The following is a 22,176-nucleotide window of genomic DNA, read 5'->3' as shown; positions in this document are numbered from 1 at the left end:
ACGGCAGACGCGCTCAGGCGTTGCCGGCCGGCTCCGAGTCGGCGAGCGACTGGGTCTCGCCCTGCTGCGCGCGCTGGCGCAGGGTTTCCGCGTACAGCGCTTCGAAGTTGATCGGCTGCAGGAAGAACGGCGGGAAGCCGCCGGCCTGGATCAGGTCGCTGACCAGCGAACGCACGTACGGGAACAGGATGTTCGGGCACTGCGTGCCGAGCAGCACGTCCACCGCCTGCGGGTCCAGGCCGACCAAGCCGAACACGCCGGCCTGCTGCACTTCGGCCACGTACGCGGTCTTGCCGGCGGCGGTGCAGGTCAGGGTCACCGCGAGCACCACTTCGAAGGCCTGCTCGTTCAGACGCTGCACGCGCTGGTTGAGGTTGAGCTGCAACTCCGGCTGCACGTTGTCGTTGAACACCGCCGGCGCGTTGGGCGACTCGAAGGACACGTCCTTGACGTAGATCTTCTCGATGGTGAAAGCGGGGCCGGTTGCGGCTTCGGCCGGCGCCGTGGCGCCGTTGTTGGTGACGTCGGACATTTCTTGACTCCGGTGGATTCAGGTAACAGAAAGATTCGGGATTATCACATGCCGGCCGCGGCGCTCGGCGCCGGGCCGGGAGGCGCGATCAGCGGCCCTTGACCAGCGGCAGATCGGCCTGCTGCCAGGCGGCGATGCCGCCGTCGAGCACGTAGACCTGCTCGAAGCCGGCCTTCTTCAGCTGCTTGGCGGCGGCATCGGCGGTATTGCCGGTACGGCACACCAGCACCACCGGCGAGGACTTGGCGTTGGCCACCAGCTTGTGCTCGGGGCCGAACTGGCTCGGCGTGGCGTTGCGGCTGCCGGCGATATGGCCCTTCTCGAAATCGGCCGCGGCCGACAGGTCGACCAGCACCGCGTTGCCGGCATTGATCAGCAGGGTCAGTTCGGCCGGGCGCAGGGTCTTGAAGCCGCGGAACAGGCGCGCGATTTCAGTGACGATCAGGGCGATGGTCAGGCCGACCAGGGCCAGGGCCAGCATCGGGTTGCGGCCGGCGAAGGCCAGCAGTTCTTCGAAGTTCACAGGAATAGGGGGCTGGAAGCGGGCGCCGATTGTCGCACAGCTGGCCGGCGGCGCTACTGGCCGTTCCACAAGTCCGGCAGCCCGTCCAGCAGCCACCAGGTCTTGGCCTGCGCGTCCCAGCGCCAGCGCTCGCGGTAGCGCACGATGCGCTCGGCCTGGGTATTGCGGTTGATCACGCCCAGTTCGATGTCGCGTACCGCGTCGCCGTCCAGCACGCCGACCCGCCCGACCTTGTAGGAGGACACCTGCACCTGGCGGTAGCGCTCCAGTTGCAGATCGGTCAGCGGGTGCGCCTGCCGGTAGGCCGGGTCCACCGCTTCCCAGGCCGACTCGAACTCGCTCCAGCGGATCGCGGTGCCGTAGGCGGTCTGCAGGTCGTCGAGCTTGTTCTGCTGGCTGCGGCTGCCGGCCAGCGCGGTGCCGGCGAAACCCAGCACCAGCAGCAGCGCCAGGGCGCGGAACGTCGAGTGCATGGCGGGTTTCCGGATGGGCGCGAGCGGTGCGCGCATCCTACCCTTTCGCGATGGCGACGAAACGCCCGCTCAGCGTGGCCGCCGCGGCGGCATCGGCCGGCCCGACCTGGGCCTGGATGCCGATCCGGGCACGGCCGCGCTGGCGGAAGGTCTGCACGAAGGTGTCCCAGTCGGCCTGCGCGTCGGCGCTGGCCTGCGCGTGCAGGTCGGCGTACAGCGGCGCCAGGTAGCGCACCTGGGTATCGGCGACGTAGACGTCGGCCTGCAGGCCGGCGCGGTGCAGTTCGCAAGTGACCAGCGCCCAGCCGGCCAGGGTCATCACCGAACCCAGGCTGCCGCCGAAGGCGTTGCCCTTGTCGTTGAGGTTGGCCGCCAGCGGCGCGACCACCTGCAAGCGCCGTTCAGCATAGCCTTGCAGCGCGACCTGCAGCGCCGCCACCGGCGGCATCGCGTCGAACTGCCGCTGCAGCTGCTGCAGGAACGCATCGAAAGAAAGATCCGCTGCCATGGTGCGATTGTGCTGCCGGTGGGGGCTCGCATAATGCCTGGCATGAGCGCACATGCAACCGCTGCCGCCGCGGCCTGGACCCTGATCTCGCTGCGCCCGCAGGGCGAGCACGCGCCGCTGCGGCGGGCCGCGGCGCGGGTCGGCGCGCGGCTGCTGGCGGTCTCGCCATGGCGCCTGCAGGCCTGCGACGACGCTGCCACGCGCAGCGCGCTGGCCCTGGCGCTGGCCGCGCCGCGGGTGATCTTCAGCAGCCCGGCGGCGGTGCGCGCGGCCGCGGCGCTGCAGCCGCTGGCGGCGGCGCCCGGGCAATGCTGGTTGGCGGTGGGCGCCGGCACCGCGCGCGCGCTGCGGCGCCATGGCATCGCCGAGGTCGCGGTACCGGAACGGATGGACAGCGACGGCCTGCTGGCGCTGCCGCAGCTGGCGGCCAGCGATGGCGCCGTCGGCCTGGTCACCGCGCCCGGCGGACGCGGCCTGATCGCCGCGCACCTGCAGGCGCGCGGCACGCCGCTGCAGCGCGCCGATGTCTACCGCCGGGTGCCGTTGCCGCTGTCCGCGGCGTGCATCGCCCGGCTGCGCGCCGCGGCGCCGGGCGTGCTGGCGCTGAGCAGCGGCGAGGCGCTGCGGCTGGTGCTGGAGCACCTGCCCGACGACTTGGCCGCAGCGTGGCGCGCGCAGCCGCTGGTCGCCGCCAGCGCGCGGCTGGCCGCGCTGGCCGCCGAACTCGGCTTCGCCGACATCGCGCGCGCCGCCGGTCCGCTGCCGCAGCAACTGGCCGCGGCCGCCGCCGCGGTCGTAACGCGCTCGCCACCTCGCTGAACGCGCGCCGCCCCCCGGCTTGCGGGCGCGGTGCCGCTCACGCCATGCTCCCGCGTGCCGTGGGTCCGGCCGTCGCCATCGTCGCGACGGGACGCAGGCTAAAAGGATGCCCCCGCCGATGACCGAAATCTCGTCCCCGCCTCGCCGCTCCACGCGCTGGATCTGGCTGCTTCTGGTGCTGGCCATGCTGGTTGCGCTCGCGCTGGCCGGTTGGCGCGGCTGGGAGTGGTGGCAGGCGCGAAATGCGCGCGCGCTGGCCGAGCAATCCGAGACCCAACTGCAGTTGCAGGCCCTGCAACAGAATCTGGAAACCCTGCGCCGCGACCAGCGCGCCACCGTGCAGCGGGTCCAGGACGCGGCCAGCACCAACCGCGTGCTGCGCGACGAGATGCTCGGCCTCAGCCAGCGCAGCGCGCTGCTCGAAGACAACGTCGCCAAGCTCGCCGACTCCAATCGCCACGGCTCACAGGCGCTGCGCCTGGACGAGGTGGAACTGCTGCTGAGCCAGGGCCAGCAGCGCCTGGATGTGGCTGGCGATACCCAGGGCGCCCGCCGCGCCTATGCGCTGGCCAGCGGCGTGCTGGAAGGCGTGGACGATCCGCGCTATCTCAACCTGCGCCAAGTGCTGCTGCAGGAACGCACCGCGCTGGACGCGCTCGGCGAGGGCCCGCAGGCCCGGCTGTCGGCGCAGTTGGACGCCTTCGCCGCCAGCCTGGAGGCCTTGCCCACGCAACTGCCCGAGCGCACGCAAGCGCCGCTGTGGCAACGGCTGCTGTCGCCGCTGGTCAAGATCCGCCCCGCCCAGGGCGGCGTGCTGGTCGCGCGTTCGGAGCGGGTCGCCGCGCGCGACGCGCTGCAGCTGGACCTGAGCCTGGCGCGCGCCGCGCTGGAGCGCGGCGACGCGCGCGGTTACCGCGGCGCGCTGACCCGCGCCGGCACCTGGCTGCAACGCCTGTGGCCGGATTCGGCGCCGCTGCGCGAACGCCGTGCCACATTGCAGACCCTGCGCAACGCCGCCCTGCGTCCGGCCGTCCCCGAGCTGGGCACCACCCTGCAGCAATTGCGCAACATGCGTGATGCAAGGAGCCAACCATGAAATCCCTCCGTTCCCTGATCGTGTTGCTGGTGGTGATCGCCCTGGGCGTGATCGGCGCGCAGTGGCTGGCGCAGGACAAGCTGGGCGACCTCGGCGAAGTGATCGTGCGCGCCGGTGGCAATGACTACATCTCGCCGCTGCCGCAGGCGGCGCTGCTGCTGGTGATCGCCTTCCTGGTGCTGTTGCTGCTGTGGAACCTGCTCAGCTTCCCGTTCCGCGCCTGGGGCCGGCATCGCCGCAAGCAATCGCGCGCGCGCCTGATCGAAGGCCTGACCGCGCTGCACAACGGTCAGTGGACGCGCGCCGAGAAACAGCTCAATGCCGCTGCGGAAGATCCCGACGTCAGCGCCATCGCCCTGGTCGCGGCGGTACGCGTGGCCGATGCGCGCGCCGACGCGGAGGCGGCCAACCGCTACCTGCAGCGCCTGAGCGAACGCGACGCCGGCGCGCACGCGCTGCTGCAGGGCGAACGCCTTCTGGCCCAGCAACGGCCGGTCGATGCGATCAATGCGCTGGACGTGGCCGCGGCGCAGCCGTTGCCGCCGCGCGGCTTGCTGCTGCGCACCGAGGCGCTGACCAGCATCGGCCGTGCCGGCGAGGCCTATGGCCAGCTTGGTGCGATCCGCCAGCAGCAGGCCTTGCCGCTGGAAGCGATCGGTCCGTTGGAATCGCGTCTGGCCGCCGCCTCGCTGCAGCAGGCGGACGATGCCAACGCGCTGGCCGAACGCTGGGAAAGCCTGCCCAAGTCGCAACGCAGCGAACCGGCGGTGGTCGAGGCCTATGCCACCCGCGCCGCCGCACTGCACTGGGACGACGCGGCGCTGCGCGCGGTGGAACAGGCACTGGAAACGCGCTGGGACGAAGGCCTGGCGGCGCTGTACGGACGCCTGCCGGTGGAGAAATACGATTCGCGCCGCGCCAGCGCGCAGCGCTGGCTGCAGAGCCATCCGGACAGCCCGGGGCTGCTGCTGACCCTGGCGCGGCTGGCGCGTCAGCAGCAGCAATGGCCGCAATCGGAGGAATTCCTGCACCGCGCGCTGGCGCTGGGCGCCGGCGCCGAAGCCTGGGAGGCGTTCGGCGATGGCTATGCCGAGGCCGGCGACCCGGTCCTGGCGCAGCACTGCTACGCCAACGCGCTGCGCCTGCAACGCGGCGAACTGGCCCAGCCGCTGCCCGCGGCCAGCGCGCCGGCGGTGATCCCGATCGATCCGGATCCGGACAGCGCCGAGCGCCGCGACGAACACGGTTTCCCGCGCCTGCAGGAATAACGCGGCGGCACCAGGGACGAGGCGCCGTTGTCCGGGGCCGGCGTCGGCTGCAGCCGGCGCCGGCTTTCTCGTTCAACGATTGCGAATCCAGCGCTCGGCCGGTTGAATCGACCGGCTCAGCGCCGCAACGCGGCCGGCAGCGCCGGCAGGCGCGCCAGGAATGCGGGCGCCACGCCCTTGTAGCGCGCATAGCGTTCGTCCATGCGGCGCGGCACCAGGATGCGCGCGCCGAGCAGGCCGGCGACCAGCATGGCCAGGAACAGTCCCAGGCCCAGCCAAATCCCGGCCTCATTGCCGACGGCGAACCCCAGCAGCGGCCCGGCCACGAACGCCGCCGCCGTGAGCAGCACGAAGCGGTTGCGTCGGCGCCGATGCTCGGCGCACATGCCGAGCACATGGATGCTGCGCTTGCGCGCGATCATCGCCGCGATCGCGTAGATCACCACGCTCACCAGGATCAGCACGTACCAGCCCGGCGCATGCCAGTAGAACGTGCGCTTCTTCAGTTCGTCGTTGCGCAACGCCACTCCGCACTTGACGCAATGCGCCGGGAACGGCGTATCGCGCAGGCACAGCAAGTCGTCGCCATCGCGCCACAGCGTCTCGCCCGGCAGCGGCGGCATGGTGGTGGTCTGGATGGCGGCGTCGGGCGCCTGATACGGATTGAAGCTGTCCTGCTGGTTCATGGCATGCGCCCCCTGCGCGCCGTTCGGCCTGCGTCGTGCAGGCGGATCGGCGCGCATGGTAGCGCAGCGGCAAGCGCTGCTGGCGGGCGATGGCAGGAAGACGCGTACGACGATGGTGTCGGCGTGGCCGCGTCGAGCCACGCTCCGCCTCTCGGGCGGCCATCCCCTGCACGCCTTCGCGGTCCGACGCACCCAGGCGCGCGGACCGCACGCCGCGGCTCAGCGCTCGACGATCGCCACCACGCCCATGCCGCCGGCGGTGCAGATCGAGATCAGCGCACGCCCGCCGCCGCGTTCGACCAGTTGCTTGGCCACCGTGGCGACGATGCGCGCGCCGGTCGCGGCGAACGGGTGGCCGGTGGCCAGCGAGGACCCCAGCGGATTGATCTTGGCCGGATCGATCTGCCCCAGCGGCGCGTCCAGGCCGAGCCGGGTGCGGCAGTAGTCCTCGCTCTCCCAGGCGCGCAGCGTGCACAGCACCTGCGCGGCGAAGGCCTCGTGGATTTCGTAGATATCGAAGTCCTGCAGGCTCAGGTTATGCCGCTTGAGCATGTCCGGCACGGCGATGGTCGGCGCCATCAGCAGGCCTTCGCCGTGCACGAAGTCCACCGCCGCGACCTGCGCATCGCGCAGATACGCCATCGGCACATGGCCGTGCGCCTGCGCCCATTCCTCCGAGGCCAGCAGCACAGCGGCCGCGCCGTCGGTCAGCGGGGTGGAGTTGGCCGCGGTCAGGGTGCCGCGGCCGCTGACCTTGTCGAACGCCGGCTTCAGCGTGGCGAGCTTCTCCAGCGAGGTGTCGGCGCGCAGGATGTTGTCGCGCTCCACGCCGCGGAACGGCGCGATCAGGTCGGCGAAGAAGCCGCGCTCGTAGGCTGCGGCCAGCTTGTGGTGCGAGGACACCGCCCAGGCGTCCTGCGAGTCGCGCGCGATGTTCCACTGCTTGGCCATGTCCTCGCAGTGGTCGCCCATGCTCTTGCCGGTGCGCGGCTCGGCCACGCCGGGAAACTCCGGCTTGAGTTCGGCGAACTTGAAGCTGCGGATCAGCGCGCGGATCTTGTCGCCGGTGGTCTTGGCGCGGTTGGCGGCCAGCAGCCGCGCGCGCAGCTTCTTGCCGTACACGATCGGCACTTCCGAGGTGGTGTCCGAACCGCCGCCGATGCCCGACTCGATCTGCCCCAGCGCGATCTTGTTGGCCACGGTGATGATGCTGTCCAGGCTGGTGCCGCAGGCGCGCTGCAGGGTGATGCCCGGCGTCAGCGGCGACAGGCCGGACGACAGCGCCGCCTCGCGGCCCAGGTTCCAGTCGCTGGAGTGCTTGATCACCGCCCCCATCGCCACCTCGCCCAGCTGCTGGCCGTGCAGTCCGTAGCGCTCGACCAGCGCGCCCAGCGTGCGCACCGACATGCCGAGGTTCCCGACATCCGCATACGCCGTGTTCTGCCGGCAAAACGGAATACGGACGCCGCCGAGAATGGCGACGGGACGGGCTACTGGCATGGGATTACCTCGCGCGAGGGGTCGGGGACATGACCTGCACGTTAGCGCAGGCATAATGAAGCGAGTGTAGCTTTGCGCCCGCGACGGGCCAACCGCCAAGCCATGAGCCAAGCCATTGCCAGCATGAATGCCCGCGGCGTGATCGCCCTGGAACTGTCCGCCGGACTCGCCCCGGCCCACGCGGCGCTGCCGCACGCCCTGGCCGCGGAGCTGGCCGAGAAGGTCGGCCGCGACCTGGCGCAACTGGTGCCGGCGGTGCGCGAACTGGAATTGAGCCTGGCCGGCGCGCATTTCGACCCCGCCGAGGCGCTGCGCCCGGGCTGGCCGATGCACCGGCGCCTGGACGAGCTGCGCGCGCGCGCGCCCGGCCGCGACGCCGGCCCGCGCCTGCTGGCGTTCGGCGCCGATGCCGACGGCGCCGTGCCGCTGCCGTTCCAGGCCGACACCGCCCTGCTCGGCGGCGCGCTGCGGGTGGTGCCGTTCCTGCTCAGCGGTCCGGCCGAGACGCTGCAACCGGTCGCCGAGGCGCTGGAAGACGTGTTGCTGGCGCAGGGCATGGCGCAGCCGGACACCGCGCTGCTGGCGCAGCAGGCGTTCGGCGCGCAGATCGAACACGCGCGCTATCTGACGGTCAACGACCTGGCCGCGATGATGTCGATGCAGTACGACAACCAGGGCCTGGCGCCGCTGTGGCCGCTGATCGAGACCGCGCTGCTGGCGCCGGACCAGGAGGAATGGCTGGCCAGCCCGCCCGAACCGCTGCTGCGCTACCGCGGCGGCGAAGTGCGCATGGCCTTGTTCGACCCGGCCAGCTGGTGCGCGCACTACGCCCACGACCGCCAGGACTGCGAGCGCCTGCAGCGGGTCTACGAACACTACCTGGCCCGGCAGCGGCAACTGGCCGCGGTGCTGGAAGCGCACGGCATGCCGGTGCTGTACGTGCATTGCGAGGCCGGCGAGGACGCGAAGCAGGCGTTGCTGGCGGCGTGAAGCGCGTTTGATCGCGGAGGTGGCTCGGGTGACGGGGCGAGCAAGCGAACTTGCAGCGATCTGGCCGTGTGGTCCTGCGATTAGCGCTTCGGTGCCAGTGCTGTCCAACACCGTCTGCGTCTAGCGCTTCGTGCGTCGCGACTGAAGTCGCTCCCACAGGAGTTGCGGCTGGGCGCTGAGCGCTCTGTCGATGGGATTTCAACCCGACCTGTGCCGAAGCCGGCAGCCTCCCGGCAGATCCCGCCTTGTGCCATCGACCCAGATAGGCACCGAAGCCGGCCAACTTCCCGACTCCGCTCGTCGCGGCTGAAGCCGCTCCTACACACGCGGATGCATCTTCTGCACAGGCAGAGCCTGGCGGCTTGCACCGTCGTCGCAGCGGCGGTTTCAAGCTCGAACGGCGCTCCGAAGTCGGCGGATTTGCCGACTTCGAAACCCGTCGCCGCCGATGGCCCGAAGCCACCGGCGGCGCGCTTGCATCTGCCTACGGCGACCTGCCGCTTACTGCGCGGAAGGCGCCGCCGCTGCGCCCGCCGGGGCGGCGGCGTTGGCGTTGCCCTTGATCACGCCGCAGGCCAGGCGGCCGCCGGCATTGCCGGTGGGCTGAGTCTTGTAGTCGTCCGCGTCGGCGTGGACGATCACCGCGTGGTTGAGGATGTCGAAGCCGTCGCCCTTGCCGATGTTGACGTTGTTGGACACCGGCGCGTCGATCGTGGCCTTGCCGTCGGCGTCGGCCTTCAGGTTCGGCATGTCGCCGCCGTGGTGCGGGTCGGCGCTGACCTGGCCGTGTTCGGACTTGGCCGGGTTGAAGTGGCCGCCGGCGCTGCTGCCGTCGGGCGCGCTGCAATCGCCGAACTCGTGGATGTGGAAGCCGTGCTCGCTGTTGGGCTTGAGCCCGGTGATGGTGCCGGTGACGTGCACGACGCCATCGACCGTGTCGAACTTGACCTCGCCGGCGACCTGGTTGCCCTGGGTCGGGCTCAGCGCGGCGCTGGCGGCGGCCTGGGCGGGCGTGGCGGCGGGCGCCGGTTCTGCGGCCGGTGCCGGGGTGGCGGGCGTCGCGGCCGCAGCGGGCGCGTCGGCAGCGGCCGGCTCTTCGCGCTTGCAGGCGCCGAGCGCTAGGGTCGTGGCCAGGAACAGGACGGTGGGAAGCGTACGCATGGTGGTTCTCCTTGAGGGGCCGCGGAATGCGGACGTTCGCCGCGGAGCAAGCCCCGGGCGGATGATCGGTTAGCGCAGCACGCGGATCACGCCGCAGGCAACGCGCGCGCCGGCGTTGCCGGCCGGCTGGCTGCGGTAGTCGTCGGCATCGGCATGCGCGACCAGCGCGCGCCCGGCGATGTCGTTGGCCGCGCCGCCGCCGAGCACCACGCCGTGCAGCAGCACATCGACCTGGGCGACGCCGTCGGCGTTGGCGCTGAGGTTGTCCATGTCGCCGGCGTGGTGCGGACCGCTGCCGGCGCGGCCGTGCGGACCGCCGAGCGGATTGAAGTGGCCGCCGGCGCTGCTGGCGTCGGCCGCGCTGCAATCGCCGCGCTCGTGCACGTGGAACGCGAACGCGCGGCTGGGCTGCAGACCGCCGAGGGTGCCGGTGATGCGCACGCCGCCGGGCGCGGCGACCAGCGACAGCTTGCCGCTGACCAGGCTGCCGGAGGCCGGGGCGAGCACCGCCTGCGCCTGCTGCGCGGTGCCGCTGGTGGGCATCGGCGGCGCTTTCGGCGGCGGCGGCGGTGGCGCTACCGGCGGCGCACTGCTGCAGCCGGCCAGTATCAGCAACGCGCTTCCCACGACGGCATACAGGCTGTAACGCATCGGCATTGACTCCTTGTGCAGCGAAAACTAGAGGGATGGCCGTTCACAGCTCATGAAGGCGGCGTCGGCCGCGCAAGTCTAAACCGGCGCTGCGCGCCGGTTCGGGATTCGGGATTCGGGATTCGGGATTCGGGATTCGGGATTCGGGATTCGGGATTCGGGAATCGGGAATCGGGAATCGGGAATCGGCAGAGCGTCGCAGCGGTTGCTTACGAAGCCTGCGGAGAAATCAGACAAGGCCCATTGCTTTCCGGGTCCCCGGTCCCGAGTCCCGAGTCCCGGCGCCACTCAACGGCGGCGCCGGCCCGGGCCCAGCTTGCGGGTCACCGTGTTGCGGCCCACGCCCAGGCGCGCGGCGGCTTCGGCACGGCGGCCCTGGGTGAAGCGCAGCGCCACTTCCAGCAGCGCCTTGTCGAAGCGGTCGCGCGCTTCCGCGTGCAGGCCCTCGGCGCCGTCGGTCAGGCGCTGCTGCGCCCAGGCCGACAGCTGCGCGTCCCATTCGCCGCCCTCGCCGCTGCGCTCGCGGCGGCTGCCGCGCAGCAGCGCGCCGTCCACGTCGTGCGCGTCGATGACCTCGGCCGGCGCCAGCGCGGCCAGCCGCCAGCACACGTTCTCCAGTTCGCGCACGTTGCCCGGCCAGGCGTAGCCGCGCAACGCGTCCAGCGCCGCCGGCGACAGCCGCTTGGGCGGGGTGTCGAGCTTGCGCGCGGCCATCGCCAGGAAGTTCTCGGCCAACTGCGGCACGTCGGCGCGGCGTTCGCGCAGCGGCGGCAGCTGCAGCCGCACCACGTCCAGCCGATGCAGCAGGTCGGCGCGGAAGCGGCCCTGTTCCACCAGCGCCTCCAGGTCCTGGTGGGTGGCGGCGATCACCCGCACGTCGACCCGGATCAGTTCGCGGCCGCCGACGCGGAAGAATTCGTTTTCGGCCAGCACGCGCAGCAGCCGGGTCTGCAGCGGCAGCGGCATGTCGCCGATCTCGTCGAGGAACAGGGTGCCGCCGTCGGCCTGTTCGAAGCGGCCGATGTGGCGCCGCTGCGCGCCGGTGAAGGCGCCGGCCTCGTGGCCGAACAGTTCGCTTTCCAGCAGTTCGGCCGGGATCGCCGCGGTGTTGAGCGCCACGAACGGCTTGCGCGCGCGCGGCGACTCGGTGTGCAGCGCGTGCGCGACCAGTTCCTTGCCGGTGCCGGTTTCGCCGTTGATCAGCACCGACAGCGGCGCCTGCGCCAGGCGGCCGATGGCGCGGAACAGCGCGCGCATCGCCGGGGTGTCGCCAATCAGTTCGGCGCTGCCCTGGCTGGACACCGGCAGCGCGACCTCGGCGACGCCGCCGGCCTCCGGCAGCGCGCGCGCGGCCAACGCCACCGCGTCGTCCAGGTCGAACGGCTTGGACAGGAATTCGTGCGCGCCGCCGCGGAACGCGCCGGCGGTGCTGGCCACGTCGGTGTAGGCGGACATCACGATCACCGGCAGTTGCGGATGCGCGGCCTTGAGTTTGTCCAGCAGCACCAGGCCGTCGTCGCCGGGCATGCGCACGTCGGTGAACAGCAGGTCCGGCAGCGGGCGCTGCGCCAGCGCCTGCAGCGCCGAGGCCGCGCTGTCGAAACCGTCCACGCTGTAGCCGGCATCGCGCAAGGCGGTGGACAGCACGAAGCGGACCGAGCGGTCGTCGTCGACCACCCAGATGCGTTGCGATCCTTCCAGGGATTCGGTCATCGGAATGCTCCTATTCGGGGTCCGCTGCGGCCTGCGGCAGCAGCAGGGTGAAAACGGTATGCCCGGGGCGGGAGCGGAAGGTCAGCGAACCGGCGTGCTCGCGCGCCACCTGCTGCGCCAGCGCCAGGCCCAGGCCGCTGCCTTCGGCGCGGCCACTGACCAGCGGCAGGAACAGGTGCTCGGCCAGCTCTTCCGGCACGCCGCGGCCGTCGTCGACGATCTCCAGGCGCACGCCGCGCGCGTGCACGCGGTCGCGGATGCGCTGGGCGTGCTCGACGCGGGTGCGCAGGGTCACCTGCGCGGCGCCGGCCTGGATCGCGTTGCGGACCAGGTTCCACACCGCCTGGGTCAGGCGGTCGGCATCGCCGAGGAATTCGGGAATGCTGGGGTCGTAGTCGCGCTGCAGGCGCACCGACCAGCCACCCTCGTTCTCGGCCAGGCGCAGCACCCGTTCCAGCACCGCGTGGATGTTGAGCATGGCGTGCGGCCGCGCCGGCGCCGGCGACAGCAACTGGTCGAGCAGGCTGTTGAGGCGCTCGATCTCCGCGCCGATCAGCTCGATCAGCTCGCGCTCGTCCTCGTCGCGGTGCTGCGCGCGCCGCGCCAGCAGCTGCGCGGCGCCCTTGAGCCCGGCCAGCGGGTTGCGCAGTTCGTGAGCCAGGCCCTTCAGCGCCGCGCCCAGCGCGTTGGGCAACGCCTGCGCCGGATCCGGGGTGGGGAATTCGTCGACCGGGTGCGCTTCCAGCAGCCAGCCGCCATCGTCCATCCGCGACAGCCAGCCCTCGGCGAAGCGCGGGGCCTCGCCGGGAATGGCCAGCGCCATGCGGTGCAGGCGCAGCACGTCGCGCTCGTCGTTGAGCAGGAACCGCGCCAGCGCGTCGCCCTGCACTTCCAGCGAGGCCAGCGGCTGGTCGAGCAGGCGCCGCACGCTCACGCCCAGCCAGCGCGCGAAGGCCGGATTGGCACCGAGCAGGCGGCCGTCGGCATCGGCCCAGACCACCGGAGTGCCGAGCGCGTCGAGCGGGGGTGGAGGCGAGGACATCAGCATTGCACCAATGTAGTGCAAAGGCTGCCGGAAGGCGCTGAACGCCCGGCCGGGCGGGCCATTTGCCGGAACCTGCCGGCAACGTGGGCCGGCGCCGAGGCGCAGCCTGTCGCAGCCACCGCGGCCGGCGGGCACGAGGCGCCGCGGGCAACGGAGAAGAAAAGAATTGGGGGTCGGGCGAGGCTAGCGGCCACGCGGGAATACCTCAGATCGCTAAGAAAACTGCCGTCGTTCCGCCCCATGGAGCGCCGGCGATGGCCTCTGACCGCCAGGACCGGCGCATACCGGCCGCAGGCGGATTGCCGCAGCGGCCCGCGACGCATGGTCGCGGGCCGGTCTTGCTCAGGACTCGTACGCGGCTTCGCCATGCGAGGTGATGTCCAGGCCCTCGCGCTCGGCTTCTTCCGACACCCGCAGGCCGAACACCAGCTTGGCGACCAGGAAGCCGACCACCGAGACCACGCCGATCCAGACCACGGTCACGCCGACGCCGGTGGCCTGCACCAGCAGCTGGTGGCCCATGGTCACGCCTTCGGCGTAGCCGGCACCGCCCAGCGCCTTGTCGGTGAACACGCCGGTCAGGATCGCGCCGACGATGCCGCCGACGCCGTGCACGCCGAACACGTCAAGGGTGTCGTCGGCGTTGAGCAGCTTCTTCAGCCCGGTCACGCCCCACACGCAGATCGCGCCGGCGGCCAGGCCGATGACGATCGCGCCGAACGGGCCGACGGTACCGGCGGCCGGGGTGATGCCGACCAGGCCGGCGACCATGCCCGAGGCCACGCCCAGCGCCGAGGACTTGCCCTTGACCAGCTTCTCGACCAGCGACCAGGCCAGCACCGCGGCGGCGGTGGCCAGCAGCGTGTTGAGGAAAGCCAGCGCGGCAGTGGCGTTGGCTTCCAGCGCCGAGCCGGCGTTGAAGCCGAACCAGCCCACCCACAACAGCGAGGCACCGACGAAGGTCAGGGTCACGTTGTGCGGCTTGAGCGCGGTCTGGCCGAAGCCAAGGCGCTTGCCGACGAAGTAGGAACCGACCAGGCCGGCGACACCGGCGTTGATGTGCACCACGGTGCCGCCGGCGAAGTCCAGCGCGCCCTTGGTGAACAGGAAGCCCGGGGCCGCCCACACCATGTGCGCCAGCGGCAGGTAGCCGAAGGTGAACCAGATGACGATGAACAACAGCACCGCGGCGAACTTCACGCGCTCGGCGAAGGCGCCGACGATCAGCGCGCCGGTGATGCCGGCGAAGGTCAGCTGGAAGGCGACGAACACGTACTCCGGCAGCTTGAAGCCCTTGGAGAAGGTATCGGCCAGCGTGGTGGTATCCACGCCGTGCAGCAGCGCCTTGTTGAGCGTGCCGACGAACGGGCCGCCATCGGCGAAGGCCAGGCTGTAGCCGTACAGCACCCACAGGATCGCGATCAGCGAGAACACCACGCCGACCTGGATCAGCACCGACAGCACGTTCTTGGAGCGCACCATGCCGCCGTAGAACAGCGCCAGGCCCGGCACCACCATCAGCAGCACCAGCAGCGTGGAGGTCAGCATCCAGGCGACGTCGCCCTTGTCCACCACCGGTGCGGCGGCTTCGGGCGCGGCGGCCGCGGCCGGCGGCGCCGGCGGCGTCAGTTGTTCGGTAACCACGTCCGGCGTCGGCGCCGGGGTCACTTCGGCCTGGGCGAAGGCCGTGCCCGGCACGCCCACCGCCATCGCGCTGACCAGCATCAGCATGCATACCGCGTAGAACCGGGCCTTCCACCCGGAGAAAAGACCTGTCTTCATGAGGGGCTCCAGGGTGGGGTTAGAGCGCATCTGCGCCGATCTCGCCGGTGCGGATCCGGATGACCTGTTCGATCGCGGTGACGAAGATCTTGCCGTCGCCGATCTTGCCGGTCCCGGCCGCGGTCTGGATCGCCTCGACCACGGCTTCCAGGCGCTCGTCGGTCACCACGGTCTCGATCTTGATCTTGGGCAGGAAGTCGACCACGTACTCGGCGCCGCGATACAGCTCGGTGTGGCCTTTCTGCCGGCCGAAGCCCTTGACCTCGGTGACGGTGATGCCGGACACGCCTGCCTGCGACAAGGCCTCGCGGACCTCGTCGAGCTTGAATGGCCGGATGATGGCGGTGATCAGTTTCATGCGCATACCCCGTTGGTGGAAGGAGCCGGCCGGCGAACGCCGGCCGGCGGTTTGCATGTCATCGGCGCCGCGAACGGCGCCGTCCTGCTGCGCGGTGCGTCCCGCGGATCACGCCGTGGCGCGGCGCACCGGAGTGCGACGGCAACGGCGACGTGGGAGGGAGCGTGGCCCACGGCACGCAAGCGCTGTCTTTCGTGGTGCATCCCCTGGAAAACCGGCTGTTGCGACTGATTCGGGCGCGGACCACCGACACGGCTCCCCAGCCGAGTAGGTGGCGGCGATGACGAAGGAGGGAGGGGTAACCTTCGCCATCGCCGCGCGTGGAACTCAGTTGGCGTAGTACAGCTGGTATTCCAGCGGGTGCGTTGCGGCGCGGAACTTGGTCACTTCCTGCATCTTCAGCGCGATGTAGCCGTCGATGAAGTCGTCGCTGAACACGCCGCCGGCCTTGAGGAACTCGCGGTCGGCGTCGAGCGCTTCCAGCGCCTGGTCGAGGCTGGAGCACACCTGCGGGATCTTCTTCTCTTCTTCCGGCGGCAGGTCGTACAGATCCTTGTCGCTGGGCGCGCCCGGGTCGATCTGGTTCTTGATGCCGTCCAGGCCGGCCATCATCAGCGCGGCGAAGGTCAGGTAGCCGGACTGCAGCGGATCCGGGAAACGGATCTCGATGCGGCGCGCCTTCGGGTTGGACACCCACGGAATGCGGCACGAGGCCGAGCGGTTGCGCGCCGAGTAGGCCAGCATCACCGGCGCCTCGAAGCCCGGGACCAGGCGCTTGTAGCTGTTGGTGCCGGAGTTGGTGAAGGCGTTGATCGCCTTGGCGTGCTTGAAGATGCCGCCGATGTACCACAGCGCCATCTGCGACAGGCCGCCGTAGCCGTCGCCGGAGAACAGGTTGGTGCCGCCCTTGGCCAGCGACTGGTGCACGTGCATGCCCGAGCCGTTGTCGCCGACGATCGGCTTGGGCATGAAGGTCGCGGTCTTGCCGTTGCGGTAGGCGACGTTCTTGATGATGTACTTCATCATCATCAGTTCGTCGGCCTTCTTCACCAGCGAGTTGAACTTGGTGCCGATCTCGCACTGGCCAGCGGTGGCCACTTCGTGGTGGTGCACTTCGACTTCGATGCCGACCTGCTCCAGGGTCTTGCACATTTCCGCGCGCAGGTCCTGCAGCGAGTCAGTCGGCGGCACCGGGAAGTAGCCGCCCTTGACCGCCGGACGGTAGCCGCTGTTGCCGCCTTCGATCTTGCTGCCGCTGCTCCAGGCCGCTTCTTCCGAATCGATCTTGAAGAAGGTGTGGCCCATCTCGTTGCCGAAGCGCACGCCGTCGAAGATGAAGAATTCCGGCTCCGGGCCGAAGAACGCCTGGTCGGCGATGCCGCTGGACTTCAGGTAGGCCTCGGCGCGCTTGGCCACGCCACGCGGGTCGCGGTCGTAGCTCTGCATGGTGGCCGGGTCGAGGATGTCGCAGGTCAGGACCAGGGTCGGATCGGCCATGAACGGGTCGATGAACGCGGTGTCGGCATCGGGCAGCAGGACCATGTCCGACTCGTTGATGCCCTTCCAACCCGAGATCGAGCTGCCGTCGAACATCTTGCCTTCTTCGAACAGCGCCGGCTCGATGATGCTCACGGGGAAGGTCACGTGCTGCTGCACGCCGCGCATATCGACGAACCGCAGGTCGACGAACTCGACCTTGTTGTCCTTGACCAGCTTCTCAATATTTTCCGCAGACATCGATGAAACCTCGGGTTGGTGAATGGCTTGCCCAGTAACAGCAATCGCCGTGCCAACTGTGACCGGTTCACAAGTCCTTGATTTTGGTGAAGGGAGCACGCCAACGGGGCGAAATCAACGCACCAAAATAGTTCGGCAGCGATTTGGAGCACCAAAATGGTGCTCGAGGCAATGTTTTATCCTTGCCCGGCTTTTCCTCCCCCACGAGCCGAACCCTCCCCCATGAGCGACATGTTCTCCGCCCTGCTGCTGGGCATTCTCGAAGGCCTGACCGAATTCCTGCCGGTCTCCAGCACCGGTCACCTGTTGATCGCCGAGCAATGGCTCGGCCGCCGTTCGGACTTCTTCAACATCGTGATCCAGGCCGGCGCGATCCTGGCCACCACCCTGGTGTTCCGGCAGAAGCTATGGACGCTGGCCACCGGGCTGGGCGACCGCGCCAACCGCGATTACGTGCTCAAGCTGGGCGCCGCGTTCCTGGTCACCGCGGTGGTCGGCCTGGCGGTGCGCAAGGCCGGCTGGCAGCTGCCGGAATCGGTGCAACCGGTGGCCTGGGCGCTGGTGATCGGCGGCGTGTGGATGCTGGTGGCCGAGCATTTCGCCGCGCGCATGCCCGAGCGCGAGCTGGTGACCTGGAAGGTGGCCATCGCGGTGGGCCTGGCGCAGGTGGTGGCCGGCGTGTTCCCCGGCACCTCGCGCTCGGCCGCGACGATCTTCCTGGCGATGCTGCTGGGCCTGAGCAAGCGCTCGGCCGCGGCCGATTTCGCGTTCCTGGTCGGCATCCCGACCATGTTCGCGGCAAGCGGCTACTCGTTCCTGGAGCTTTACAAGAACGGCGCGGTGGGCAGCGAGGACTGGGGCGACGTGGCCATCGCCTTCGCCGCCGCGGTGGTGACCGGCTTCATCGTGGTGAAGTGGCTGCTGGGCTACATCAAGTCGCACCGCTTCACCGCGTTCGCGGTGTATCGCATCGTGCTGGGTGCGGCGTTGTTGCTGTGGTTGCCTGGGGCTTGAGGGCTGTTCCCTTCTCCCATCGGGAGAAGGTGGCCCGCAGGGCCGGATGAGGGTACGGGCGAAGCCTCGTGCACCCAAACTCCGCGAGGCGCTTCGCGCCGTACCCTCACCCCAACCCCTCTCCCGAGGGGAGAGGGGCTAAGCGGCTGTTCCTTCTCCCCTCGGGAGAAGGTGCCCCGCAGGGGCGGATGAGGGTACGGGCGTAGCCTCGCGCACCCAAACTCCGCGAGTCGCTTCGCGCCGTACCCTCACCCCAACCCCTCTCCCGGCGGGAGAGGGGCTACGCGGCGACTCACCTCTCCCGACGGGAGAGGGGCTTCAGGCGAGCTTGGGATTCAGGCTGTACGTGCCGTACAGGCTGGCCTCGGCCAGCACATGACCTTGCATCGCGCGCAGTACATCGGCGGCGGTGAAGCGTGCCGGCAGGTCCAGCGTGGCCACGTCCAGCGCGAACAGGCGGAAAAAGTAGCGGTGCACGCGCAGGTCGTTGGCCGGCGGGTACGGGCCGTCGTAGCCGTAGTAGTCGCCACCCATCTGCGCATCGCCGGCAAACCACTCGGTATAGCTGTTCAAGCCCTGCCGCGCGCCAGGCAAACCGGGCGGTTGCCGCTTGCCCTTGGCCACGACCCCGTCGCTGGCACTGCCCTCGGCGATCTCGCGCAGATCGGCCGGAAGATCAACGGCAGCCCAATGCACGAAATTGGTGCGTGGTTGCTCGACCGGGATCTGCACGTCATCGCGGCCGACCATCTCGGCCACGGTCGGTACGTCCGGATCGAGGCACAGCAGCGCGAAGGCCGCGGTGCCGGCCGGGACGTCGTCCCAGGCCAGGTGCGGATTGCGGTTGGCGGCGAAGCCGTCGGCCTGGCCCATCGCGTAGGTCGCGGCGATCGGCTGGCCGGGCTGGATGCTGTCACTGCGAAGGCGCATGCGAAAACTCCTGTGGGGGGAATCAGGTTTCGGCGTAGCCAAGGCGCACGGCCACCGGCGTGAGCGGCGCGAACGCGGCCGCCAGCGGCGCGGCATAGGCGCGCCAGTGGCCGGACGGCAGGCGCGGCGGACCGATCGTGGGCACGCTCGGGAACGGAATGCCGAAGGCCTGTTCCAGCGCCGCGGCGACGCCGGCCGGATCGGCCTCGATGCCGTCCAGGCGCAGCAGGCGGTGCGGATACAGGTCCTGCTCGTGCAAGTCGGCGACCTGCGCCAGCACCGCCGCCAGCCAGTGCGCGCCGGTCTCCGGGGTGGCCAGGCCGAGCGGTGCCGGGGCGCCGTTGGCCAGCCAGTCCAGCAGCATGTCGCGCGGGTCGCGCAGCGCGATCAGCAGCCGTCCTTCCGGCAGCTGCGGGCGCAGCGCGCGCAGCAGCGCGTTGTCCCACCACAGCAACCAGTCGACGATGTTGCCGTCGTCGATGCCGCGCGCCGGCAGCTGCGCGCGCCACTCGGCGATCAGCGCCGCGCCGTCGAGTTCGCCGCTATCGAGTTCGGGGACGGTGCGGTAGCGCTGGAAGCCGTCGGTGGGCGGCTGCACGCCGAAGCGGTCGCTGCGCAGCACCTGGCTGGTCGCGTCCATCACCGCGATCACCCGCTCCACGCCACTACCCGGCGCACCCCATACGAACAGCGGCCGCGCAGGCTGTTGCGGATCGATCTCGGCCAGCGCCGGCCACGTCGCCGTGGCCTGGCCCAGCGGCGGCAGCGGCAGGCGGTGCGGCAGCTGTTCCTGCTGGAACGCCAGCCACGTCGCCAGCGCCTCGGTCGAATGGCCGGCGCGGTCCTGCACCGCCGCCAGCCACGGCCGCAGCGTGGTCTGCTCGTTCTCGGGCATGCGCTGCATCAGGCCACGCACGTGGGCGATGGCCTCGTCGTGCTCGCCGCGCTCCAGCAGCGCCTCGACCAGGCGCTCCTCGCCGCTGATGCGGCCCGGCTCAAGCGCCACGATGCGCTGCGCCACGGCCTCGCCCTGGTCGCGTTCGCCGGCCATGTCGTGCACCCGCAGCTGCGCTTCCAGCGCCGGCAAATGGCCCGGCATCGCCGCCTGCCAGCGCGCGATCAGCGCGCGCGCCTCGGCGCCGCCGACCGGCTCCAGCGCCAGCCGCGCCAGCCACAGGTCGTGCGCGTCGGTGGTGGTGGCCAGCGCCGCTTCCAGGGTGGCGCGGGCATCCTCGACCGCGCCCAGCCGCTGCCAGGCGATCAGCGCCGCATGCAGGGTGCGGCGGTCGGCCGGGGCGGCGCCCAGCGCGCGCCGCAGGTGCTCCAGCGCATCGGCCGGACGCCCAGCCTGCAAGGCGTATTCGCCCGCCAGCCGGCGCATGCCGGCGGTATCGCTGACCGGATCGGCCAGCACCGCGTCCAGCGCGGCGATGGCGTCGTCGAGGCGGCCCTGGCGGTGCGCCAGCTGCGCGACCAGCGCCATCAGCGCGCTGGTGCCGCGGGTCAGCGTGGCGACGCGGCGGAACGCGGTCTCGGCGAACGCCAGGTGCTGCTTGTCCAGGTAGGCGAACCCGAGCGCGTACAGCAAGCGCGGATCGTCGGGCAGCGCCTTACTGGCGCGCGACAGCAGCGCCAGCGCGCGATCGGCATCGCCGCGGCGCAGCGCCAGCATGCCGTCCAGGCCCAGCAATTGCGGATGGTCCGGATCCAGCCGCGCGGCGGTGCGGCTGAGCCGCTCCACTTCGTCCAGATCGCCGCGACCCAGCGCCAGATGGGCGCGCATCACGTAGGCCAGGAACTGGTTGGGATCCAGCGCGGCGGTGCGTGCCAGCGCGTCCTCGGCCTGGGCCAGGTCGTTGGCGCTGAGCAGCATGCCGGCGCGCAGCATGTGCAGGCCGGCGTCTTCCGGCGCCAGCGCGATGGCCTGGTCGATGCTGACCAGCGCGGCGGCGGTGTCGCCGTTCTGCTGTTGCGCCAGCGCCAGCCAACGGTGCGCCTGCGCGTCGGCGGCGGCGTCGGCCACCCAGGCCTGGGCGATGCGCAGCGCGTCGGCGTTGGCCTGGCGGCGCAGGGCGTCGAGAATTTGCTCTTGCATGAGGGTCCGGCTCTGGGCAAACCGGCATTGTAACGGGAGCGCCCGGCCTGCCTGCGCCTTGGCGCGGCAGGTGTGTCATCAATTCGCGGGCAGGCTGCGTCGGGCTGGCGAGCCGTCGATTGGTGCTGCGTCGCGCGACGGCGGTCGGGTCAAGCTACGCGGTGCCGACTGGTCGCTTGCCAGGCGCAACCGGCAGGGCCACGCCTGTCGCCTGCCCTGGAACTGGCGCCATGCCCTGGCTCAGGCGGGCAGCCCGTCGGTCAGGCGTTCGGCCACCCAGCGCTCGGCGAAACCGTCGCCGCGCGCATTCTCGATGAAGCCGCAGTGCCCGCCCCAGCGCGCGATTTCCAGCCGCGCCAGCGCCGGCAGGCGCAGGTTGCGGAAATCGTCCAGCGGGATAACCGGGTCGTCCTCGGCCATCAGGATGTCGGCCGGCACGCTCAGGTTGCGCAGGCGCTCGCCGGCGATCGAATAGCTTTCGAAGTACGCGTCCAGACTGGCGAAGCCGGCGTGGCGCTGCGCCAGCCAGCCCATCAGCTCGCGCATGTCCAGCGCCAGGGTGGCGTCGTCGTAGCCGTGCCGCTCGGGGAACAGCTCGCGCTTGCGCAGCAGCGACTCGCGCCACTTGCGGCGGAAATACCAGTCGTAGAACTGCGGGCCTTGCTCGATCCGTTGCATGGTCGTGGCCGGATCCAGCAGCGGGCACACCGCGGCCACGTGCTGCAGCGGCAGGCCGGCAGCCGGCGCGCGCAGCGCCAGGCGCAACGCGAAATTGCCGCCCAGCGAATAGCCGGCGGCCAGCAACGTCGGCGCCGGGAAACGCCGCCACAGGTCGCCGGCGGCGTTGACCACTTCGTCCAGGCGATCGGAGTGGAACAGGTCCACGTTGAGGTGGTGGGTACCGCCGTGGTCGCGGAAGTTGAGCCGGAACACCTGGTAGCCGCGCGCCAGCAGCTGTGCGGCGGTCAGGCGCATGTAGCTGGAGTCGGCGCTGCCTTCCCAGCCGTGCAGCAGCAATACGGTGCCGCGCGGCTCGGCGGTGCCGGCCGGCACGCTGAGCCAGCCCTGCAGGCGCACGCCGTCGCCGCCGTCGAGGATATGCGAGGTAGTGGTCGCGCCGCTGGCGGCCAGCAGCTGTTCGCCGCGGCGCACGCGCAGCGCGCTGGAACCCAGCACCGATTGCAGGTGCGGGTTGCGCAGCCAACGCGGGGGGAGGTAGTCGGCGGCATTCATCATCGGCCGCGAGCTTGCGCCGGGCGATTGGAGCAATAGGTCAAATCGTCCGGACCGCAGTG

The 22,176-nt window shown here is 70.8% G+C and carries 21 protein-coding genes; 5 read left to right on the top strand and 16 right to left on the bottom strand.

Annotated features, from left to right (window positions below):
- Positions 1–13: 13 nt before the first annotated feature.
- The 4 genes from secB to HEP73_RS01275 form a co-directional block, all read right to left on the bottom strand.
- Positions 14–532, bottom strand: a complete 519-nt coding sequence (gene secB / locus HEP73_RS01290; protein WP_185814846.1) for a protein-export chaperone SecB — start codon at positions 530–532, stop codon at positions 14–16.
- An 88-nt stretch (positions 533–620) separates the two neighbouring features.
- On the bottom strand, positions 621–1,055 hold the full coding sequence (locus HEP73_RS01285) for a rhodanese-like domain-containing protein (RefSeq protein ID WP_179571134.1): 435 nt from the start codon (positions 1,053–1,055) through the stop codon (positions 621–623).
- 53 nt (positions 1,056–1,108) lie between these two features.
- On the bottom strand, positions 1,109–1,528 hold the full coding sequence (locus HEP73_RS01280) for a hypothetical protein (protein ID WP_185814844.1): 420 nt from the start codon (positions 1,526–1,528) through the stop codon (positions 1,109–1,111).
- 37 nt (positions 1,529–1,565) lie between these two features.
- Complete coding sequence (locus HEP73_RS01275) at positions 1,566–2,036, bottom strand: YiiD C-terminal domain-containing protein (RefSeq protein WP_185814843.1); 471 nt, start codon at positions 2,034–2,036, stop codon at positions 1,566–1,568.
- A 42-nt stretch (positions 2,037–2,078) separates the two neighbouring features.
- Between HEP73_RS01275 and HEP73_RS01270 the strand changes: the two genes are divergently transcribed.
- The 3 genes from HEP73_RS01270 (at position 2,079) to HEP73_RS01260 (ending at position 5,219) form a co-directional block, all read left to right on the top strand.
- Complete coding sequence (locus HEP73_RS01270) at positions 2,079–2,855, top strand: uroporphyrinogen-III synthase (RefSeq protein ID WP_458309642.1); 777 nt, start codon at positions 2,079–2,081, stop codon at positions 2,853–2,855.
- Positions 2,856–2,973: 118 nt separating this feature from the next.
- The gene (locus HEP73_RS01265) at positions 2,974–3,951 is read left to right on the top strand and encodes a uroporphyrinogen-III C-methyltransferase (protein WP_185814841.1); all 978 of its coding nucleotides are present in this window, start codon (positions 2,974–2,976) and stop codon (positions 3,949–3,951) included.
- Positions 3,948–5,219, top strand: coding sequence for a heme biosynthesis HemY N-terminal domain-containing protein (locus HEP73_RS01260; protein WP_185821819.1), 1,272 nt, complete (start codon positions 3,948–3,950; stop codon positions 5,217–5,219). The genes HEP73_RS01265 and HEP73_RS01260 overlap by 4 nt, the downstream gene beginning before the upstream one ends.
- A gap of 116 nt (positions 5,220–5,335) precedes the next feature.
- Here the strand turns inward: HEP73_RS01260 and HEP73_RS01255 are convergent, their stop codons facing one another.
- Together HEP73_RS01255 and HEP73_RS01250 are read right to left on the bottom strand one after the other, a co-directional pair.
- Positions 5,336–5,905, bottom strand: a complete 570-nt coding sequence (locus tag HEP73_RS01255; protein ID WP_185821818.1) for a hypothetical protein — start codon at positions 5,903–5,905, stop codon at positions 5,336–5,338.
- A 219-nt stretch (positions 5,906–6,124) separates the two neighbouring features.
- Positions 6,125–7,405, bottom strand: a complete 1,281-nt coding sequence (locus HEP73_RS01250; protein WP_185821817.1) for an acetyl-CoA C-acetyltransferase — start codon at positions 7,403–7,405, stop codon at positions 6,125–6,127.
- Between the two features lie 102 nt (positions 7,406–7,507).
- On the opposite strand from HEP73_RS01250, the gene HEP73_RS01245 reads away from it, so the two are divergent.
- Positions 7,508–8,395 carry a hypothetical protein gene (locus tag HEP73_RS01245; protein WP_185821816.1) on the top strand — a complete coding sequence of 296 codons (888 nt, stop codon included), beginning with the start codon at positions 7,508–7,510 and terminating at the stop codon, positions 8,393–8,395.
- A gap of 501 nt (positions 8,396–8,896) precedes the next feature.
- Here the strand turns inward: HEP73_RS01245 and HEP73_RS01240 are convergent.
- The 7 genes from HEP73_RS01240 to glnA all read right to left on the bottom strand — a co-directional run bounded on the left by HEP73_RS01240 (position 8,897) and on the right by glnA (position 16,842).
- A complete protein-coding gene (locus tag HEP73_RS01240; RefSeq protein WP_185821815.1) occupies positions 8,897–9,556 on the bottom strand; it encodes a superoxide dismutase family protein in 660 nt (219 codons plus the stop codon).
- A gap of 69 nt (positions 9,557–9,625) precedes the next feature.
- On the bottom strand, positions 9,626–10,207 hold the full coding sequence (locus HEP73_RS01235; RefSeq protein WP_185814834.1) for a superoxide dismutase family protein: 582 nt from the start codon (positions 10,205–10,207) through the stop codon (positions 9,626–9,628).
- Positions 10,208–10,495: 288 nt separating this feature from the next.
- Positions 10,496–11,920 carry a nitrogen regulation protein NR(I) gene (gene ntrC / locus HEP73_RS01230; RefSeq protein WP_179571145.1) on the bottom strand — a complete coding sequence of 475 codons (1,425 nt, stop codon included), beginning with the start codon at positions 11,918–11,920 and terminating at the stop codon, positions 10,496–10,498.
- A gap of 10 nt (positions 11,921–11,930) precedes the next feature.
- The gene (locus HEP73_RS01225; RefSeq protein ID WP_185821814.1) at positions 11,931–12,968 is read right to left on the bottom strand and encodes a two-component system sensor histidine kinase NtrB; all 1,038 of its coding nucleotides are present in this window, start codon (positions 12,966–12,968) and stop codon (positions 11,931–11,933) included.
- A 339-nt stretch (positions 12,969–13,307) separates the two neighbouring features.
- Positions 13,308–14,747 carry an ammonium transporter gene (gene amt, locus HEP73_RS01220; RefSeq protein WP_185821813.1) on the bottom strand — a complete coding sequence of 480 codons (1,440 nt, stop codon included), beginning with the start codon at positions 14,745–14,747 and terminating at the stop codon, positions 13,308–13,310.
- Between the two features lie 19 nt (positions 14,748–14,766).
- Entirely contained in the window at positions 14,767–15,105 is a 339-nt protein-coding gene (locus HEP73_RS01215; RefSeq protein WP_039009092.1) for a P-II family nitrogen regulator, read from the bottom strand.
- Positions 15,106–15,432: 327 nt separating this feature from the next.
- Entirely contained in the window at positions 15,433–16,842 is a 1,410-nt protein-coding gene (glnA, locus tag HEP73_RS01210) for a type I glutamate--ammonia ligase (RefSeq protein ID WP_003480122.1), read from the bottom strand.
- A 222-nt stretch (positions 16,843–17,064) separates the two neighbouring features.
- Between glnA and HEP73_RS01205 the strand changes: the two genes are divergently transcribed.
- Positions 17,065–17,856, top strand: a complete 792-nt coding sequence (locus HEP73_RS01205; protein ID WP_185821812.1) for an undecaprenyl-diphosphate phosphatase — start codon at positions 17,065–17,067, stop codon at positions 17,854–17,856.
- Between the two features lie 318 nt (positions 17,857–18,174).
- On the opposite strand, the gene HEP73_RS01200 is transcribed toward HEP73_RS01205, so the two are convergent.
- The 3 genes from HEP73_RS01200 to HEP73_RS01190 all read right to left on the bottom strand — a co-directional run bounded on the left by HEP73_RS01200 (position 18,175) and on the right by HEP73_RS01190 (position 22,114).
- Positions 18,175–18,786 carry a YbhB/YbcL family Raf kinase inhibitor-like protein gene (locus tag HEP73_RS01200; RefSeq protein WP_185821811.1) on the bottom strand — a complete coding sequence of 204 codons (612 nt, stop codon included), beginning with the start codon at positions 18,784–18,786 and terminating at the stop codon, positions 18,175–18,177.
- A gap of 22 nt (positions 18,787–18,808) precedes the next feature.
- Positions 18,809–20,881: a tetratricopeptide repeat protein gene (locus HEP73_RS01195; protein WP_185821810.1), complete on the bottom strand. Its 2,073-nt coding sequence runs from the start codon at positions 20,879–20,881 to the stop codon at positions 18,809–18,811.
- Positions 20,882–21,121: 240 nt separating this feature from the next.
- On the bottom strand, positions 21,122–22,114 hold the full coding sequence (locus HEP73_RS01190) for a YheT family hydrolase (RefSeq protein ID WP_185823248.1): 993 nt from the start codon (positions 22,112–22,114) through the stop codon (positions 21,122–21,124).
- Positions 22,115–22,176 lie beyond the last annotated feature (62 nt).

Origin of the sequence: Xanthomonas sp. GW, assembly GCF_014236815.1 — a bacterium.
Classification (GTDB): domain Bacteria; phylum Pseudomonadota; class Gammaproteobacteria; order Xanthomonadales; family Xanthomonadaceae; genus Xanthomonas_A.
Note: the sequence above shows the minus strand (reverse complement) of the source record. Positions and strands in the feature narration are given on the sequence as shown.

Bases quoted from the DNA above. Each gene is read 5' to 3' on its own strand.
- secB (WP_185814846.1), bottom strand. From the start codon at position 532: ATGTCCGACGTCACCAACAACGGCGCCACGGCGCCGGCCGAAGCCGCA.
- HEP73_RS01280 (WP_185814844.1), bottom strand. From the start codon at position 1,528: ATGCACTCGACGTTCCGCGCCCTGGCGCTGCTGCTGGTGCTGGGTTTC.
- HEP73_RS01275 (WP_185814843.1), bottom strand. From the start codon at position 2,036: ATGGCAGCGGATCTTTCTTTCGATGCGTTCCTGCAGCAGCTGCAGCGG.
- HEP73_RS01270 (WP_458309642.1), top strand. From the start codon at position 2,079: ATGAGCGCACATGCAACCGCTGCCGCCGCGGCCTGGACCCTGATCTCG.
- HEP73_RS01265 (WP_185814841.1), top strand. From the start codon at position 2,974: ATGACCGAAATCTCGTCCCCGCCTCGCCGCTCCACGCGCTGGATCTGG.
- HEP73_RS01260 (WP_185821819.1), top strand. From the start codon at position 3,948: ATGAAATCCCTCCGTTCCCTGATCGTGTTGCTGGTGGTGATCGCCCTG.
- HEP73_RS01255 (WP_185821818.1), bottom strand. From the start codon at position 5,905: ATGAACCAGCAGGACAGCTTCAATCCGTATCAGGCGCCCGACGCCGCC.
- HEP73_RS01250 (WP_185821817.1), bottom strand. From the start codon at position 7,405: ATGCCAGTAGCCCGTCCCGTCGCCATTCTCGGCGGCGTCCGTATTCCG.
- HEP73_RS01245 (WP_185821816.1), top strand. From the start codon at position 7,508: ATGAGCCAAGCCATTGCCAGCATGAATGCCCGCGGCGTGATCGCCCTG.
- HEP73_RS01240 (WP_185821815.1), bottom strand. From the start codon at position 9,556: ATGCGTACGCTTCCCACCGTCCTGTTCCTGGCCACGACCCTAGCGCTC.
- HEP73_RS01235 (WP_185814834.1), bottom strand. From the start codon at position 10,207: ATGCGTTACAGCCTGTATGCCGTCGTGGGAAGCGCGTTGCTGATACTG.
- ntrC (WP_179571145.1), bottom strand. From the start codon at position 11,920: ATGACCGAATCCCTGGAAGGATCGCAACGCATCTGGGTGGTCGACGAC.
- HEP73_RS01225 (WP_185821814.1), bottom strand. From the start codon at position 12,968: ATGCTGATGTCCTCGCCTCCACCCCCGCTCGACGCGCTCGGCACTCCG.
- amt (WP_185821813.1), bottom strand. From the start codon at position 14,747: ATGAAGACAGGTCTTTTCTCCGGGTGGAAGGCCCGGTTCTACGCGGTA.
- HEP73_RS01215 (WP_039009092.1), bottom strand. From the start codon at position 15,105: ATGAAACTGATCACCGCCATCATCCGGCCATTCAAGCTCGACGAGGTC.
- glnA (WP_003480122.1), bottom strand. From the start codon at position 16,842: ATGTCTGCGGAAAATATTGAGAAGCTGGTCAAGGACAACAAGGTCGAG.
- HEP73_RS01205 (WP_185821812.1), top strand. From the start codon at position 17,065: ATGAGCGACATGTTCTCCGCCCTGCTGCTGGGCATTCTCGAAGGCCTG.
- HEP73_RS01200 (WP_185821811.1), bottom strand. From the start codon at position 18,786: ATGCGCCTTCGCAGTGACAGCATCCAGCCCGGCCAGCCGATCGCCGCG.
- HEP73_RS01195 (WP_185821810.1), bottom strand. From the start codon at position 20,881: ATGCAAGAGCAAATTCTCGACGCCCTGCGCCGCCAGGCCAACGCCGAC.
- HEP73_RS01190 (WP_185823248.1), bottom strand. From the start codon at position 22,114: ATGAATGCCGCCGACTACCTCCCCCCGCGTTGGCTGCGCAACCCGCAC.